The following is a 15631-nucleotide window of genomic DNA, read 5'->3' on the forward strand; positions in this document are numbered from 1 at the left end:
AACGCTAAATCCAGAGAATTATATGCAATTTGATGTTTGTTATTTATAAATTTATCCATGTCAATAGTATATGGTTGCTATACACTTTTGTCAAGTCATTATTGTATTAATTTTCTTATATCATTCACGAGACAATATTTGATTGAACTTTATTAATGGGGATGAAGTGAATGGCAAAAAGAAAATGAAATTTAGATGTAACTAAAATGATTAAAGATAGATAGGCACAGGGAAAGGAGATAAATATAAGGTATGGATTAAGATTCGGGATCTACATTCTTTAGGTAGATTAAGTAGAATAAGAGAAATAAAACATGAAGGCAGAATAAGCTATTATCTTTTCCTACCGTTTTGAGCATTTCTTTTTTCCTTAACTCATTGCTTCTCTTTTTCCTTGACATCAAAATAGCCTCCTATGATATTTTAATTTTATTATAGAAAGCTATTACTTCTATTAATTTACAGACTTTTTTTCATAGTCTCAACTTAAACTAATTTTCTACCTAGTTCTTTGGCTTCGACTAAAACATTTGCCTGCTGACTAATATCATGTCTTTTCTTTAGATCTCCCACTATAATATTGCCTCTGTAAATTTGTTTTTTAGAAATGCCAATAGCTCGTAACAACTTATTTAGTGTATTAAATATGCAGCGAGTAAAATTAGCTAATTGTTGCATGCCCAATGTTTTTAGGTAAAAATAGTACTTCAATTGCTGGAAATATCATCAATAGACCAAGAAATATAAAACCTAATTCATATGCAGTAGTAGTTGAAAAGAAAATTTGTAGTAAATTAACAACAACTGTAATAAGTGATATACCCATACCTTGAGCCAATGTTGAAACAACAGCATTTAAAGTATTTGCACTATTTCGATCTTGAGGAGATATTTCAGAAAAACTCAAGCCACTATAAGCAGTTAAGGCTAATGAACGCCCCACACCTGAAATTAGTGCAAGAAACATTATCCAAATAGGTAAAGTATTAATTTGAATAAATGCTAAGGCGATTGATGTGACAAATACCATTCCAAATGATGATAATAATGCACCGCGATAGCCTAATTTACGAATAATTGGATTAGTAAATGGTTTTATTCCAATATTCCCGAGAAAAATAAATAGCACATAACTACCAGCTTTCACTGCAGACCAATGAAAGACTGTTTGCAAAAAGATCGTTAAGATGTACGGTAATGCTCCAACACATAGCCACAAAATAGAGCCACTTGTTTGACAAATTCTAAAAGAAGCTATTTTTAATGAATCAAGTGAAAATAATGGATTGTCTGCTTTCTTCAAGTGTTGGAAAACTATAAAGCTCAATATTATTCCTAAAACAAATAATCCAAATGCACTAGTCCAATAATTTTTTCCATGAGTAGCTAATTCTGCTCCAACTAAAATTATTCCGGATGAAAATGAAATTTCTATAAAGCCTAAAAGATCAAATGTAGCTGTCTTCTTCTCTTTATCAGTATCTATTAGTCTTAGTCCTATTAATACTATAATTAAACCAATTGGTACATTAATTAAGAAAATCCATTGCCAGTTCCAGTAAGTAACAAGAAATCCGCCAACCACCGGTGCTATTGCTGGTGCTATGAGTGCGGGCCAGATGAGATAGCTAAACATTTTTAATAGCTGTGAAGCTGGTGTCTTTTCTAATACAATCAATCTTGCTGTAGGTGTCATCAAAGCACCAGAAATTCCTTGTATAATTCTCATTATTAAAAGAAACGAGAAGTTAGGGGCTACTGCACTGCTTAATGAGCTAAGGGCAAAGATTATGACAGCAATAATCCAAATTTTCTTTTTCCCAAATCGATTAGCCATCCATCCACTTAAAGGGATGAAAACGGCAACTGTAATTAAATATACACTGACGAGTAAAGCAATTGTTGCCGAGCCTGTATGAAAGTATTGAGCCATTTTAGGTAGTGCCGTGGTTACAATTGTTCCGTCCAAAATCTCCATAAAGAGACTAGCAGCCATTAATAAGGCTATTTTTATTTCCTTTGTCATTCAGTTCACCATTCTTTCTTAATCTCATGTTTGAATTTTTTGATCCATTCTATTGCGACATTAGCTTGTTGTAGCCTTAACTCAATTTTTTTACTTGCATACCAATGATCTTTTGAATTTTTTTTGGCTAATTTTTGAAGTTTATCTTGCGCATCTTCTATGATATCTTTTTGTTCCTGATAGAATTGATTTAATAGTTCCATTTGTTCATCGAGGGTAAGGTGTTGCATAACATCAAGCTTTATTGAATAAATATCAGCATTGTGAGCACCATTTGGAACAGGCATTTTCATTAGTTCAAAAAAGCGCTTCTTTCCTTTTTCCGTAATAGTAGTAATTTTTTTATTTTTTCCATCTGAGCCTACAGTGGTTATTTCTACAAAACCATCCTTTTCTAATTTTTCAAGTAAGGGATAAATAACTCCATAGCTGACTTTGCGGTGACGTCCTAAAGAGACTTGCAATGCATTACGGAGGTCATAACCACTTTGAGGTTCTTCCATTAACTCGCCTAAAATAAAAAGTTCATTCATAATTTTTTATTCACTCCTATATATCTAAAAGATGTATCCAAAAGATATATTAAATATATATCTTTTAGATATAAAAAGCAAGTTGTTTTTATAAAAATTTTTATTCTTTAGGAAGTTATATTATTGGACAATCTGCGAATAACTAATAAAAAAATATATATTATGATGAAAGAGAAAATAACAGTAAAAATTATATTAAATAATAATTATAATGATTTAAAAAAATAAATATTGTAATAAGGTACCGAAGAATATGAGAAAGCATATTGATGAAGCAGTAAGTAAGGCTTTAAAGTGTAGCGATATTAAGTATGGATTTGTAGAATATAAGTGTGAGACATGCTGAGAGAGTAGAAAAGTTCCGTTTACATGCAAAAGTAAATTTTATAATAGCTGTGGCTTTTAAAAAAAGATTCAACTTTTTAAAAAAAGTTGAATCAAAATTAAAAAACAGAATAATAAAGCATATAAGGTTAGACATTTTAAGTGAATTAGAAATGTCTAGCCTTATTGTGCATTCCACAGCGTGTATTAAAGGTAAGTGCTATAAGGAACTGTTAAAATGTAATTCCTAATTTATTTATTGCATTTTTATAATATAGCTTTTCTCTTTCTTCTTCTGTCATGGGAATAGATGCTAAAAATTCTATCATATCATTAAAGGGTTCATAAGGATAATCACTGCCATACATGATATTGTCAATACCAAGAACATTTTTTGCACATTGGAAGGCTTCTTTTGACATATTACCGCTAGTAGTGATAAAAACATTATTCTTAAAGTAGTATCTCATACTTTTTTTCATAACTATCAACGGAGTTATTACAAACTTCAATCGGTTATCGATTCGCTCCAACAAAAAAGGTAAAGCTTCACCTAAATGTCCAGTGCAGATTTTAAGATTGGGCATTTCATCAAATATCCCTGAAACTATAAGCCTGCATAATGTAATCATAGTATCTATGGTATAGCCAAGACCAGCACCTGAGAAAGTTGGACCAAAACCAGCAAGGCGTGAGGTATTTGGATATGTAGGATGTAAATACACATAAACTCCCAAGTCAGAAGCTTTTTTAAAGATTGGGCGATACGTAGAATCATCGGGAAAAGAATCTAGATAATTAGAATGCGTATGCCATGAAACGAATCCGTATTGTTTTACGCAACGTTCAAGTTCTTTGCAGGCTGCTTCTGGGTCTTTTACTGGAAGAGTTGCACTTCCAAAGAATCGTCCAGGATATTTTTTGATTATTGCTCCAAGAGCATCATTAACTTTAGAGCATGCATCTATGCTTTCTTGGATATCAAACTGTTCAGGTCCTGGCGAACAACTGAGAACAGCAATATCAATGCCAAGTTGATCCATTTGCTTAAGACGTGATTCTGCTATGTCTAGAAGCAATGGCATCACAGCTGCAGCCGAAATTTTATCAAATTGTGTAAATTCAAAGACTTGAGTTTTGGTATCATAGCAAGGTGGAACTTTCCTTTTTTCCAAAACGTCAAGAATACAAGTATCATAAAAATGTTGTTCCAAATCAATTTTTTTCATATAAAGCTCCTCTCATCACATGCATTTTTATATATAAAAGATTTAATGAGTGATTATAGGATTTAGTTGAATTTTTAAAAACTATTGGTGAGAAAGTTGTCTGCTTCTCCGTGATGCTTTGGGAGAAACAAACATTTTCTACAAGAATAAGGTGTTGGGCTGCTTACAGCGTGGCTAGAAGTTTTGCCGTGTCTAGCATGGTGATTTTCTTCTGCTCTACAAAAATCAGTTAGTTTAGTTTTTGACCTATCTCCTCAGCTTGCTTTAAAATTTCTTGTTGACTAAGGATACCATCCTTACTGTCCAAATTTCCTGCGATGATATTACCTGCATTCACCATTTGACTATAGCCGCCAAAAATTTGATTAAGATATTCTGTAACATTTTTAAAGGCTTCAGCAGGTGCACCGCTGCATGTAACAGTTATATATTTTTTACCTGGTAAAAATCTTGTGGTATTATTAGATTCTACAAAAAACGTAAATAGTCTATCGAGGAAATTCTTTGTATAACCGCTCACTTGCAGCATATATATTGGAGTTCCAATTAGAATGCAATCGGCATCTGCTATCTTAGGTAAAAGTTCAGTCATCTTGTCGTGAATAGAACAATATTCCACCTTATTTGCTTGACATAAACCACAAGCCCTGCATCCCTTATTATCAAGTTCTGATAAATTATAAGTTTCAACCTCATGTCCATTTTTCTTAATACCGGCACAGATGGCATCAACTATTTTTGAAGTATTTCCGTCCTTTCTTGCACTGCCTACAAAAGATATAACTTTCATTTTTTTACCTCCTAATATCAATTATAAAATTAAAATAGTATTCGAATCAGCATGGTATTACAAGAGGATAGCCTAATACAGATTCAAAGACTAAATTAATTATAAATGTTACATAGCAAGAATGTTTGCCTTTTTCAATTGTCTTTTTGCATTATTCTCTAGATCGTTATTTCTTTTCTAGCCACATCAGAAAAATGAAGGTGTTAAATAAGCTGAATATTCTTGCTTAATATAAGGAAAGCCCTCAAGCTTATAGGCAGAGAGCATGATAAGGTGGTGATTAGATTCTTTTTTGGTAGATCAAAAATCATATTAACTACTATAAATTTAAAGTTATATTTTTGGTTAGTATGCTTCTTGGGGGTGTTGATGCAATCTGTCTATATATTTTCTAGGGGGAGCTCCATAAAAACTGCTGTAATCTCGGCTAAATTGAGAATTACTAACATACCCTGTCATTCTAGAGGCAGTGGTCGCATCCATGTGCTTGGATAGCATTAGATGCCTCGCTTCATGTAGACGCAGAGCTTTTTGATATTGCGTAGGGGACATCGAAGTGACCGCTTTAAAATGATTATAGAAAGATGATACACTCATATGTGTCAGCTTTGCTAGGTATGAAACTTTAACTGACTGAGAAAAATTGTTACGCAGCCAAGCTATTGCTTCTGCTACCTGATGTACTCCTGAGTCTGTAAATCCCATGGCGGCAACATGAACTCCAACGGAACTACGAAGTAGGCGAATTAGAATTTCATCCATAATCAGTGGGACAATAAATTCTACATCTCCGGGTTTCTGCAAGCACTCCAAAAGTCTTATCATTGCGTCAATAATGCTTATATCTGTATTCATCACATGTCCAGCGTGCCATGGTTTCATTTGAGGCAGACCATTAGGATATATTTTCGGAACAATCTCCGAAATCCGTTCAGGATTAAGATCCAACCTGATAATGAGGAGAGGCTGAGATTTGGTTACCTTCATAGTTTGTATGGAAATTGGCAAGGTGATTGGATTCATTATCATTTGTGATTTATCAAGCTGGTACGTCTCGTGACCTATTGTGATAGACCTTGCTCCTTGGGCAATAATACTTAAAGAAGGTAAATAGAAAGTCTTTGGACAATTCATTTCTGTTCCTGAATAACGGATGATAGATAGACCAGAGATTGGCAGATTTAAAACACCATCCTGTGGAGCATAGGTATATAGCAGATGTGCTAATCGAGTCATTTTCGCTTGGAGCAATCTTTGAGTGTTATCCGATTCTGGAATGGAATACTCACTATATATATTCATGATTTGAAAACGCTCCTTATTATATAAATTTTATTATCATATTGCTAGTTTAGATTATAAGCTTTAAGTTGTCTATGTAGATATAATAGCAGTTTATCATTGAAATTTATATAGAATGTTTGAGATATCTTCGAAATGAAAAGTATCGAATGAATCAGTCGTATTCATTTATACTGAAGGCATACGTGTCAGCTAAAACGTATGCTTTCAGTTTACATTTAGTAAAATATTGATTTGTGTTTAATTTAACGCTGGGGAATGAGTTCGCTTACTTCTATTTCTGGATTGTGATAGCGACCTCTTTTAACGGTAGCTTTTTTATATTGTATAGATTTTTGCGGGCACCATTGCATACAAGCAAGACATGATTCACATTGATGCTCCCATTTTGGTTTTCCATCGTGCATAACTATATTATTTGCAGGGCAAACCTTAGAACATAAACCGCATCCTATACATTTTTCATCAGTCCAGAAATTCTTCCCCATACCTTTTGGCCTAAAGGTAGCAGTGTATAGTAAGTTATAAACAGAACTCATAATAGCATTAGTCTTATATTTAACATGTTGTCCACTTTTTATAGCAAGAGCTATTGTACTTATCTGTTTTTCTTCATCTTTGAAAAGTTTATTTTGTTCTTCTTCAGAAACGGTAGGAAACATCAGCTGATCACTGCCAGGCATAAATACACAAAAAGATGCAGCTAAATTAATGTCTTTTTTGTTTAGTATTTTTTTTATTTGATTAAGAGTAGCACCTACCATTCCTCCACAAGTTGCTATAGCAAAAACATAAGTGTGTTTATCAATCGGCAAGGTTTCTATGAAATTTTTTACAATTAAAGGCATTCCAAAATTATATACGGGAAATACAAAACCTATTTTATCTGATTGAGTGTCTTTTGATGCTGGAATGCTTTCATTAGAGATTTGTACTATCTTAGTATCAGTTAATTGCTCACTTAAATCCTTTGTTACTTTTAAACTATTTCCTGTAGCGGAAAAGTAATAAATTGTTGTACTCATATTAATATCACTCCTTGATTTTCTTTAGTATGTTTATTATACTTAGAACATATATATAGCACAAGTACGCAGAATATATGAACTAAGTATATTTAAGCGTACTGACTTTTACAATCGAAGGAGAATGAAATAAATGGTAGATATAACATTTAAGGAGTATCAAGAACAAATAAAAGATGTAAAAATTGACAAAAGTTGTGGGACGTATAAAACATTAGAGATCTTTCAGGGAAAATGGAACATTCGAGTACTCTTTGAGTTAATAAAATGTGATTCTATTCGTTTTGGTGATTTAAAAAAACAAATAGGAGAAATAACTAATACAATGCTCACTTCTACACTTCGAGATCTAGAAAACAAGGGCTTGGTTGATAGAAGGCAATTTAACGAAATTCCGCCACATGTTGAGTACTCACTATCTCAGGCAGGTAAAGATTTATATCCTATTTTTGTTGAAATGATGCAATGGAATAATAAGCATCAGTAAGCGTATATATAGGTTTGTGAATTATAGACTTAAATATTTATTCAAAACTTAAATATTTATCCAAGTTATATAATTGACAAAAGAAAAAGATGGATATATAATAAATGCAAATATTGAAACAATATTCCATATATGGAATGGTGAGGAGGGGATTGCTTGAATACAGCAATTTTAAGAGGAATAGAAATTTTAAAGTTTGTTGGAGAAAGTGAAGAACCTGTAACAATAGCTGAAATAAGCAAATATCTTGATATACCTAAAACTAGCGTATTTAATATAGTTAATGCATTAGTAAGTGAAAAGTTTTTGTCAATAAGTAATATGAAATTAAAGAATTATGAATTAGGAGTAGGCGTTTTTGAACTTGGAAGTTTATATTTAAATAAAATGGAATTAACTAAGATAGCTAGTACTACCTTAGAACAATTATCTGATAAAGTTGGAGAAACAGTGTTTCTAGCAGTAGTAAATGATAATGAACTTGTATATTTAGATAAACGAGAATCAAAAGGAACTTTAAGAACAACAGGCAATTTAGGATCTAGGACATCGATGTATTCAACGAGCTTAGGCAAGGCTATTTTGGCAACTTATAATAATGTGCAGTTAAATAAATATTTTGAGCAAGTTACATTTGTTCCTAAAACTCAAAATACAATAATAGATAAAGAATGTTTGATAGAAAATTTAAATTTGATTAGAGAAAGAGGATATTCTATTTCTAATGAAGAAAATGAAGAAGGATTATTTTGTATAGCTGTACCTATATATAACAGAATAGGACAAGCAATAGCAGCAGTATCTATTTCAACGTTAAAGATAAAGATCAATGATGAGAAAATTAATATATATGAGAAATATATAACTGAGGCTGCTTTGGATATTTCTAAAAAATTAGGCTACATAAAAGAAAGTTTATTTTAAATTTTAAGATGATTTTATAAATCATCTTAAAAAATAATTTGAATATAGAATGACGTTTCAAATATGAAACGAACAAAAGGAGGAGTTTTATGTTTAAAGGGATTTGCACACCATTAATTACCATTTTTGATGAAAAAGGAGGTATTGATGAAGAAAATTCTAAAATTTTAATTGAAAAATTAATTAATGATGGAGTCGATGGAATTGTTGTGCTCGGATCTGTTGGAGAGTTCTTTAATCTTTCTTTTGAAGAAAAGAAAGATTATATCAAATTTGTTTCTGAAGTTATGAATGGAAGAACAAAGTTAATAATTGGTACAGGAAGCAATAATATAGAAGAAGTTATAGCATTAAATGAATATTCTAAGGAAGTCAATGCTGATGGTGTTTTGATTATAACTCCATATTTCTTTGGTCTGGATGAAAATTATATATATGAATATTATTCAACAATAGCTAAAAACACAGAATTACCTATTATGATTTATAATTTTCCTGCTAGAACATCTGTAAACGTATCGTATGAATTAGTATTTAGATTAGCCAGTGAATTTAAAAATATTGTTGGAATAAAAGATACAACAGATTCTATGAGTAATGTGAGAAAATTTGTTCAAAAAATAAAGAAGGTTCACAAAGATTTTTGTGTAATTTCTGGATTCGATGAATACTTAGTACCTAACTTACTATCAGGTGGCGATGGTATTATAGGAGGTTTAACTAATATAGATGCAAAATTATTTATAGATACATATAAAGCTTTTCAAGATAAAAATTTTGAGAAATTATTGGTTCTCCAAGATAAAATAAATAAATTGACTGAATTATATGACTTAACTAATCCATTTATAGTAGGACTTAAGGAAGCTGTTCAGATATCTTTAAAATTAGATATAAATACATCTTTTAGAAATTATGATATTAAAGTTAATGACGATACTAAAGAAAAAATAAAAAAACTTGTGCAAGGCTAAATAGATAATGATGATTAGATTTAATATTTAAAATGGTAAATATTTAAAATGGTAAATATTTGAAAGGAGTTTTATAATGCTAGATAATTTTATGACGCCTAAAAGTACTTCAGAACGTAAATTATGGTCACAAATTGATTCTCTTCAAATGGGAATGGATTGGGATGAAGAAGACATAAAAAAACCTCAAATACTTATTGATGATGTATTTGGTGACAGCCATCCGGGAAGTTCTCATCTTATGGGATTAACGCATCAAGTAAGTATTGGTGTGTATGAAAAAGGAGGACGTCCAGGACAATTTCATGTTACAGATATTTGTGATGGATGTGCTCAAGGACACGATGGAATGAATTTTGTATTAGCGTCAAGAGAAGTTATTGCAGATATGGTAGAAATACATGGATCATTTGTTTCATGGGATGGAATGGTCTTAATTTCTTCATGCGATAAATCTATTCCAGCGCACCTCAGAGCAGCAGCACGTATGGATATGCCAGCCATATTTGTTCCAGGTGGAAGTATGAGACCAGCACCAGATATGTCAACATCCATAAAGGCTGGAGACATTTCATTAAGAGAAAAGAAAAAAGATGCGATAACTTCTCAAGAAGTCCGTGATTTTAAGTTGACAGGCTGTCCGTCTGTAGGGGCTTGCCAATTTCTTGGTACCGCCAGCACTATGCAGTGTATGGCTGAAGCATTGGGTTTAGCTTTACCAGGAAGTGCACTTGTTCCTGCAACAATGCGAGATATAACAGCTATGGCTAGAAAGGCCGGAAAGCAAATCATGAATTTAGTTAAAGCTAATATTAAGACAAAGGATATACTTACTCCGGAGGCATTTTATAATGCAATTGTTGTACATGCAGCTATAGGTGGGTCAACAAATGCAATGCTGCATCTTCCCGCTATAGCTTATGAACTTGGCATAGAACTAAAGCCAGAACTATTCGATGAAATCAATCATAAGATTCCACATATAGGAAACATATATCCTAGTGGCGAATATCCAACTGAAGCTTTTTGGTTTGCTGGGGGTATTCCTATGGTGCAATGGTTATTAAAGGATCATTTAAATTTAAATGTATTAACAGTAACAGGTAAGACTCTAAAAGAAAATCTTGAAGATATAAAAAATGATGGGTTCTTTGACAGAATAGAAGGATATCTTCACAATTATGGATTGAAGCGCGAACAGCTAATAAAACCAGTTGAAACAACAAAGGAAATGGGTTCTATTGCAGTTCTGAAAGGGAACTTAGCTCCAGAAGGTGCTGTTATCAAATATGCAGCAGTATCAGAAAATATGATGTATCATGTGGGAGCAGCAAGAGTATTTAATTGTGAGGAAGATTGCCATAATTCTGTAATTGAAGACAAAATTAATCCAGGAGAAGTCTTAATTATACGTTATGAGGGGCCAAGGGGATCTGGAATGCCAGAGATGCTTATGACAACAGAGGCTATAGTATGTGACAGAAGATTAAATGGTTCAACAGTTTTGTTAACTGATGGGCGCTTTTCAGGCGCTACAAGAGGACCATGTGTTGGACATATATCACCTGAAGCAGCAACAGGCGGGCCTATAGCATTTGTAGAAGATGGAGATTTGATTGAACTTGATATAAATGGGCGTAAGATAAATATTGTTGGAATCAAAGGAGAGCTACGTAATCCAGAAGAAGTAGAAAAAATATTAGAAGAACGGAAGGCAGAGTGGAGTATTCCTAAAATAGAAACAAGAAAAGGAATATTTGGACGTTATACAAGGGGAGCTGTATCAGCAATGAAAGGCGCTTATTTAGAGTGATTTATACAATAATAAGTGCTTTGTAAACGATTATTTAATGTAAAATATCTAAACTTTATAAATAAATATTTAATTAATCAAAGGAGAGAAGTTTATGATGAAAATTAAAAATCCAATACTAAGAGGATTTAATCCAGATCCAAGTATTTGCAGGGTAGGCGAGGACTATTATATTGCAGTATCCACTTTTGAATGGTTTCCGGGAGTGCAAATTTATCATTCGAAAGATTTAATTAATTGGAAGTTAGTCGCTCGCCCTCTAAATAGAATTTCACAATTGGATATGAAAGGCAATCCAGATTCAGGTGGTATTTGGGCTCCTTGTTTAAGTTATAGCGACAACAAATTTTGGCTAATATATACAGATGTAAAGGCTCCGTACGGAGCTTGGAAAGTGTGTCATAATTACTTAGTTACCTGTGAAACTATTGATGGGATTTGGAGTGAACCAATTAAATTAAATAGTTCAGGCTTTGATCCTTCCTTATTTCATGATAAAAGTGGTAAAAAGTATTTAGTAAACATGCTGTTAGACCACAGAGTAAATCATAATAGATTTGGAGGTATTGTAATGCAAGAGTATTCTCCAGAAAAACAAAAATTAATTGGGAAGCCTCAAATAATTTTTAGAGGTACAGAGCTTGGATTAACAGAAGGACCTCATTTGTATCAAATTGATGGCTATTATTATCTTTTAACCGCTGAAGGTGGTACAAAGTATGAACATGCTGCAACAATAGCACGTTCTAAGAATATAGAAGGACCATATGAGGTACATCCTGACAATCCTATACTTACTGCATGGCATAGACCTGAAAATGAATTACAAAAATGTGGACATGCATCTCTCGTTCATACACATACAGATGAATGGTATCTTGTTCATTTAACAGGAAGATCTCTTCTAATCGATAGGGCTTATGGTAAAGAACAGAGAGGTTATGACAGCGTGACAGGAAAACAACTTACACATGTAGCTCCTAGAGGCTATTGTCCACTTGGAAGAGAAACAGCTATTCAAAAACTTGAATGGCGTGATAGATGGCCATATGTAGTAGGTGGAAAAGAAGGGGCCATGTTAGTTGATGCTCCTTATAATATTAAAGAAGTAAAATGGGAAAAGGACTATCCAGAAAGAGATGACTTTGATGATTGTAAATTAAACATTAATTTTCAATCATTACGTATTCCATTAACAGATAATATAATGTCACTAACTGAAAAGCCAGGAAACTTAAGATTATATGGTAAGGAATCTTTGAATTCTAAATTTACGCAAGCGTTCGTAGCAAGACGATGGCAGTCTTTTAATTTTGTTGCCGCAACAAGTGTCTCATTTGATGCGGATACTTATCAGCAGTCAGCTGGCCTTGTATGCTATTACAATACAGAAAATTGGACCACAGTTGATGTAACTTGGAATGAAGAAAAAGGAAGAGTAATTGATATTATTTCCTGTGATAACTCTGAATTTTCCCAGCCAATATATGATTCTATGATTCCTGTTCCAGCTGAGGTTGAATATGTTCATCTAAAAGTAGAAGTTAAGACTGATGTTTATAAATTCCATTATTCTTTTGATGGATTAAAGTGGAATGAAATACCTGTAAACTTTGAAGTTAAAAAGTTATCGGATGATTATATAATAGGATCGGCCTTCACGGGGGCATTTGTGGGAATACACTGTCAGGATAATGGTGGAACTAATAAACCAGCTGATTTTGATTACTTTATGTATAAAGAGCTGTAAAATAAATGCGGTAATCTTATAAATTAAAATAAAGGAGAGCTTTAAATGGATATTACTAAAACTAATCAATTGACATCTAATGTGTTTGAAAAAATCAGTTTGAAAGAAAAACTTGGGTATGCTTCAGGTGATTTAGCTTGTAACTTTATTTATCAGACAGTAAGCAGCTATCTACTATTCTTTTACACAGATGTTTTTGGAATTACAGCTGCAGCAGCTGGATTCATGTTTCTAATTGTGAGAATGTTTGATGCTGTAATGGACCCATTTATTGGAACGGTAATTGATAAGACGAATACAAAATATGGAAGATTTCGCCCGTACATTTTATATGGTGCAATTCCATTTGCAGTGGTAGCTATTCTTTGCTTTACAACTCCTGGGTTTTCTGATCCTATGAAGCTAGTGTATGCGTATATTACTTATATTTTGTTATCAGTAACATATTCAGTGGTTAACATTCCTTATGCAGCTCTTACTTCAGCAATTACCCAAGATAATAAGGAAATTGTAAGCTTAACCTCAGTGAGAATGCTATTCTCAAATGCTGGGGGAATAATTGTTTCTTTTGGTGTACCGCTTTTAGCAGGAATCTTTACACATATGACTGGAAAAACAAGTAGCGGATGGCAAATTACCATGTCAACTATGGGGATTTTAGGAGCTATTATATTAATATTCTGTTTCTTAAATACAAAAGAGCGTGTTCAAGTTAATCATTCCAAAGAAGCAAAAATTAATTTTAAAGATATTTTTCTTCAATTAAAAACAAATCGTCCACTAGTTATTATATGCCTTTTCTTTATTCTTAATTTTGGTGTTAACTCAATCGTTAATTCTGTTGGAATTTATTATATCACTTATAATGTTGCAAGACCAGACTTGGTAAAATGGTATGGTTTAATGGGAACTCTACCTGCATTAGTACTTATGCCTTTAATGCCACTAATGAATAAACTGATGGGCAAGAAAAAATTACTATTTACTGCCTTATCTATGAAGGCAATTGGATTAATAGCTTTATTTTTAATTCCTTCATCAATGGTTCCTCTTATATTTACAGCACGATTAATTGCGGCACTAGGTACCATCACTGCAGGCGGTTTCGTATGGGCACTAATTCCTGAAACCATCGATTATGGTGAATATAAAACAGGTAAACGTACAAGTGGTATCATCTATGCATTAGTTGGATTCTTTTTCAAGTTTGGTATGGCAATCGGAGGAATTGTCCCAGGTTTAATTTTATCTAAATATGGTTACGTTGCTAATCAGGTTCAAACTGCAACAGCATTACATGGTATTTTGATGACATTGACATTAATTCCGGCAATATTTGTAGTCATTGAGCTTGGTGCAATATTCTTCTACAACTTGGACGAAAAAGAACATAAGAGAGTACTTAATGAATTAAATGCAAGAATATAATTTTATTTAATCAATAAGACCATATTGCTTGATAAGCAATATAAAAGGCTAAGCATTTTAAGGGTAAATCTTAATGTTCAGCCTTTCTCTTATATGTAAACATAGTCATTTATTATATTTGAACTAGATTATTTTATAAATAAGTAGAAATACTTCAATGTTCATTAAATTAATCTGCTGTTTTATATAAAATCGTATGGTTTATAGCAGGTTGTTTTCACGTTTTTCCTCATAAGCCTTTTTTCTTTCTTCATTGATAAGTTCGACAGCATTAGGAGCTTCATACCTTTTAATTTTAAAATCAACCAATTCTAGCTTTTCTTTTAGATTATCTATTTGTTTAACAATTTCTTTTCGATGCTCAACAAGCAAGTCTCTTCGAGAATCTATAGTTTCAGCACCTTCCATACATAAATCAATATATTCTTTAATATCTTTAATCTGCATTCCTGAGTTTTTCAGACAACAAATTACCATGAATAGGCCTAAGTCTGATTCAGTAAATTCTCTATTTCCTAATTTATTTCTTGCTACAAATGGTAAAAGCCCTTGCTTATCATAAAAACGAATTGTATATATGGAAAGCCCTAATATTTCTGATACATCTTTTATAGTGTAAGTCATTTTAAAATCCCCTTTAAAATTTATTAAAAAAAAGCTTGCCCTAGACATAACTCTAGGGATTAACATGAGTATAAATCATAAGAAATTAATTTTCAAGAATTATAAATGCTTAGTAAAATTAAAATTCACGAATAAAATAACCATTTTTGTTTTAAAGTATACCTAAAGCTATATGAACATAATTTCTAAATGATTAGTAAATATTTAAAGGAGAGTTTTTTATGAGCAAAAACAGTAAAATTGCGTTAGTTACAGGTGGAAGTCGTGGAATTGGTAGAAATTCTGCAATATCATTATCTAAAAAGGGAATAGATGTAATTATAACTTACAATAATCAAAAGGAAAAGGCAGATGAAGTTGTAAAAGAAATTGAAGCAAATGGTGGTAAAGCTGCTGCTATTC

The 15631-nt window shown here is 32.3% G+C and carries 14 protein-coding genes; 7 read left to right on the top strand and 7 right to left on the bottom strand.

Annotation, left to right across the window (positions count from 1 at the left end):
* Nucleotides 1–661 precede the first annotated feature (661 nt).
* From CLOBL_RS24220 to CLOBL_RS24250, 6 genes are all read right to left on the bottom strand, one after another.
* Nucleotides 662–2026 (bottom strand): MFS transporter, encoded by a 1365-nt coding sequence (locus CLOBL_RS24220; protein WP_077861360.1) that lies wholly within the window; start codon nt 2024–2026, stop codon nt 662–664.
* 5 nt (nt 2027–2031) lie between these two features.
* On the bottom strand, nt 2032–2559 hold the full coding sequence (locus tag CLOBL_RS24225; RefSeq protein ID WP_077861361.1) for a PadR family transcriptional regulator: 528 nt from the start codon (nt 2557–2559) through the stop codon (nt 2032–2034).
* Nucleotides 2560–3116: 557 nt separating this feature from the next.
* Nucleotides 3117–4112, bottom strand: a complete 996-nt coding sequence (locus CLOBL_RS24235) for an amidohydrolase family protein (protein WP_077861363.1) — start codon at nt 4110–4112, stop codon at nt 3117–3119.
* 229 nt (nt 4113–4341) lie between these two features.
* The gene (locus CLOBL_RS24240; RefSeq protein WP_077861364.1) at nt 4342–4902 is read right to left on the bottom strand and encodes an NAD(P)H-dependent oxidoreductase; all 561 of its coding nucleotides are present in this window, start codon (nt 4900–4902) and stop codon (nt 4342–4344) included.
* A gap of 345 nt (nt 4903–5247) precedes the next feature.
* On the bottom strand, nt 5248–6204 hold the full coding sequence (locus tag CLOBL_RS24245; protein WP_077861365.1) for an AraC family transcriptional regulator: 957 nt from the start codon (nt 6202–6204) through the stop codon (nt 5248–5250).
* 245 nt (nt 6205–6449) lie between these two features.
* Nucleotides 6450–7229, bottom strand: coding sequence for an EFR1 family ferrodoxin (locus CLOBL_RS24250; protein ID WP_077861366.1), 780 nt, complete (start codon nt 7227–7229; stop codon nt 6450–6452).
* Between the two features lie 133 nt (nt 7230–7362).
* Between CLOBL_RS24250 and CLOBL_RS24255 the strand changes: the two genes are divergently transcribed.
* The 6 genes from CLOBL_RS24255 to CLOBL_RS24280 all read left to right on the top strand — a co-directional run bounded on the left by CLOBL_RS24255 (nt 7363) and on the right by CLOBL_RS24280 (nt 14605).
* Complete coding sequence (locus CLOBL_RS24255) at nt 7363–7716, top strand: helix-turn-helix domain-containing protein (RefSeq protein WP_077861367.1); 354 nt, start codon at nt 7363–7365, stop codon at nt 7714–7716.
* A 156-nt stretch (nt 7717–7872) separates the two neighbouring features.
* On the top strand, nt 7873–8640 hold the full coding sequence (locus CLOBL_RS24260) for an IclR family transcriptional regulator (RefSeq protein ID WP_077861368.1): 768 nt from the start codon (nt 7873–7875) through the stop codon (nt 8638–8640).
* Nucleotides 8641–8729: 89 nt separating this feature from the next.
* Complete coding sequence (locus CLOBL_RS24265) at nt 8730–9614, top strand: dihydrodipicolinate synthase family protein (RefSeq protein ID WP_077861370.1); 885 nt, start codon at nt 8730–8732, stop codon at nt 9612–9614.
* 76 nt (nt 9615–9690) lie between these two features.
* A complete protein-coding gene (ilvD, locus tag CLOBL_RS24270) occupies nt 9691–11427 on the top strand; it encodes a dihydroxy-acid dehydratase (protein ID WP_077861371.1) in 1737 nt (578 codons plus the stop codon).
* Nucleotides 11428–11521: 94 nt separating this feature from the next.
* A complete protein-coding gene (locus tag CLOBL_RS24275; RefSeq protein WP_077861372.1) occupies nt 11522–13177 on the top strand; it encodes a glycoside hydrolase family 43 protein in 1656 nt (551 codons plus the stop codon).
* A 45-nt stretch (nt 13178–13222) separates the two neighbouring features.
* Nucleotides 13223–14605, top strand: a complete 1383-nt coding sequence (locus CLOBL_RS24280; protein ID WP_077861373.1) for an MFS transporter — start codon at nt 13223–13225, stop codon at nt 14603–14605.
* 201 nt (nt 14606–14806) lie between these two features.
* On the opposite strand, the gene CLOBL_RS24285 is transcribed toward CLOBL_RS24280, so the two are convergent.
* Nucleotides 14807–15229, bottom strand: a complete 423-nt coding sequence (locus tag CLOBL_RS24285; RefSeq protein WP_077861374.1) for a MerR family transcriptional regulator — start codon at nt 15227–15229, stop codon at nt 14807–14809.
* 221 nt (nt 15230–15450) lie between these two features.
* On the opposite strand from CLOBL_RS24285, the gene CLOBL_RS24290 reads away from it, so the two are divergent.
* The coding region (locus CLOBL_RS24290) for an SDR family NAD(P)-dependent oxidoreductase (protein ID WP_143323942.1) at nt 15451–15631 on the top strand (181 nt) is incomplete at its 3' end.

The organism is Clostridium sp. BL-8, from assembly GCF_002006495.1.
In the GTDB taxonomy this organism is placed as follows: domain Bacteria; phylum Bacillota; class Clostridia; order Clostridiales; family Clostridiaceae; genus Clostridium.

Excerpts from the sequence above, each read along its gene's own strand:
- CLOBL_RS24220 (WP_077861360.1), bottom strand. The coding sequence starts at position 2,026 with ATGACAAAGGAAATAAAAATAGCCTTATTAATGGCTGCTAGTCTCTTT.
- CLOBL_RS24225 (WP_077861361.1), bottom strand. The coding sequence starts at position 2,559 with ATGAATGAACTTTTTATTTTAGGCGAGTTAATGGAAGAACCTCAAAGT.
- CLOBL_RS24235 (WP_077861363.1), bottom strand. The coding sequence starts at position 4,112 with ATGAAAAAAATTGATTTGGAACAACATTTTTATGATACTTGTATTCTT.
- CLOBL_RS24240 (WP_077861364.1), bottom strand. The coding sequence starts at position 4,902 with ATGAAAGTTATATCTTTTGTAGGCAGTGCAAGAAAGGACGGAAATACT.
- CLOBL_RS24245 (WP_077861365.1), bottom strand. The coding sequence starts at position 6,204 with ATGAATATATATAGTGAGTATTCCATTCCAGAATCGGATAACACTCAA.
- CLOBL_RS24250 (WP_077861366.1), bottom strand. The coding sequence starts at position 7,229 with ATGAGTACAACAATTTATTACTTTTCCGCTACAGGAAATAGTTTAAAA.
- CLOBL_RS24255 (WP_077861367.1), top strand. The coding sequence starts at position 7,363 with ATGGTAGATATAACATTTAAGGAGTATCAAGAACAAATAAAAGATGTA.
- CLOBL_RS24265 (WP_077861370.1), top strand. The coding sequence starts at position 8,730 with ATGTTTAAAGGGATTTGCACACCATTAATTACCATTTTTGATGAAAAA.
- ilvD (WP_077861371.1), top strand. The coding sequence starts at position 9,691 with ATGCTAGATAATTTTATGACGCCTAAAAGTACTTCAGAACGTAAATTA.
- CLOBL_RS24275 (WP_077861372.1), top strand. The coding sequence starts at position 11,522 with ATGATGAAAATTAAAAATCCAATACTAAGAGGATTTAATCCAGATCCA.
- CLOBL_RS24280 (WP_077861373.1), top strand. The coding sequence starts at position 13,223 with ATGGATATTACTAAAACTAATCAATTGACATCTAATGTGTTTGAAAAA.
- CLOBL_RS24285 (WP_077861374.1), bottom strand. The coding sequence starts at position 15,229 with ATGACTTACACTATAAAAGATGTATCAGAAATATTAGGGCTTTCCATA.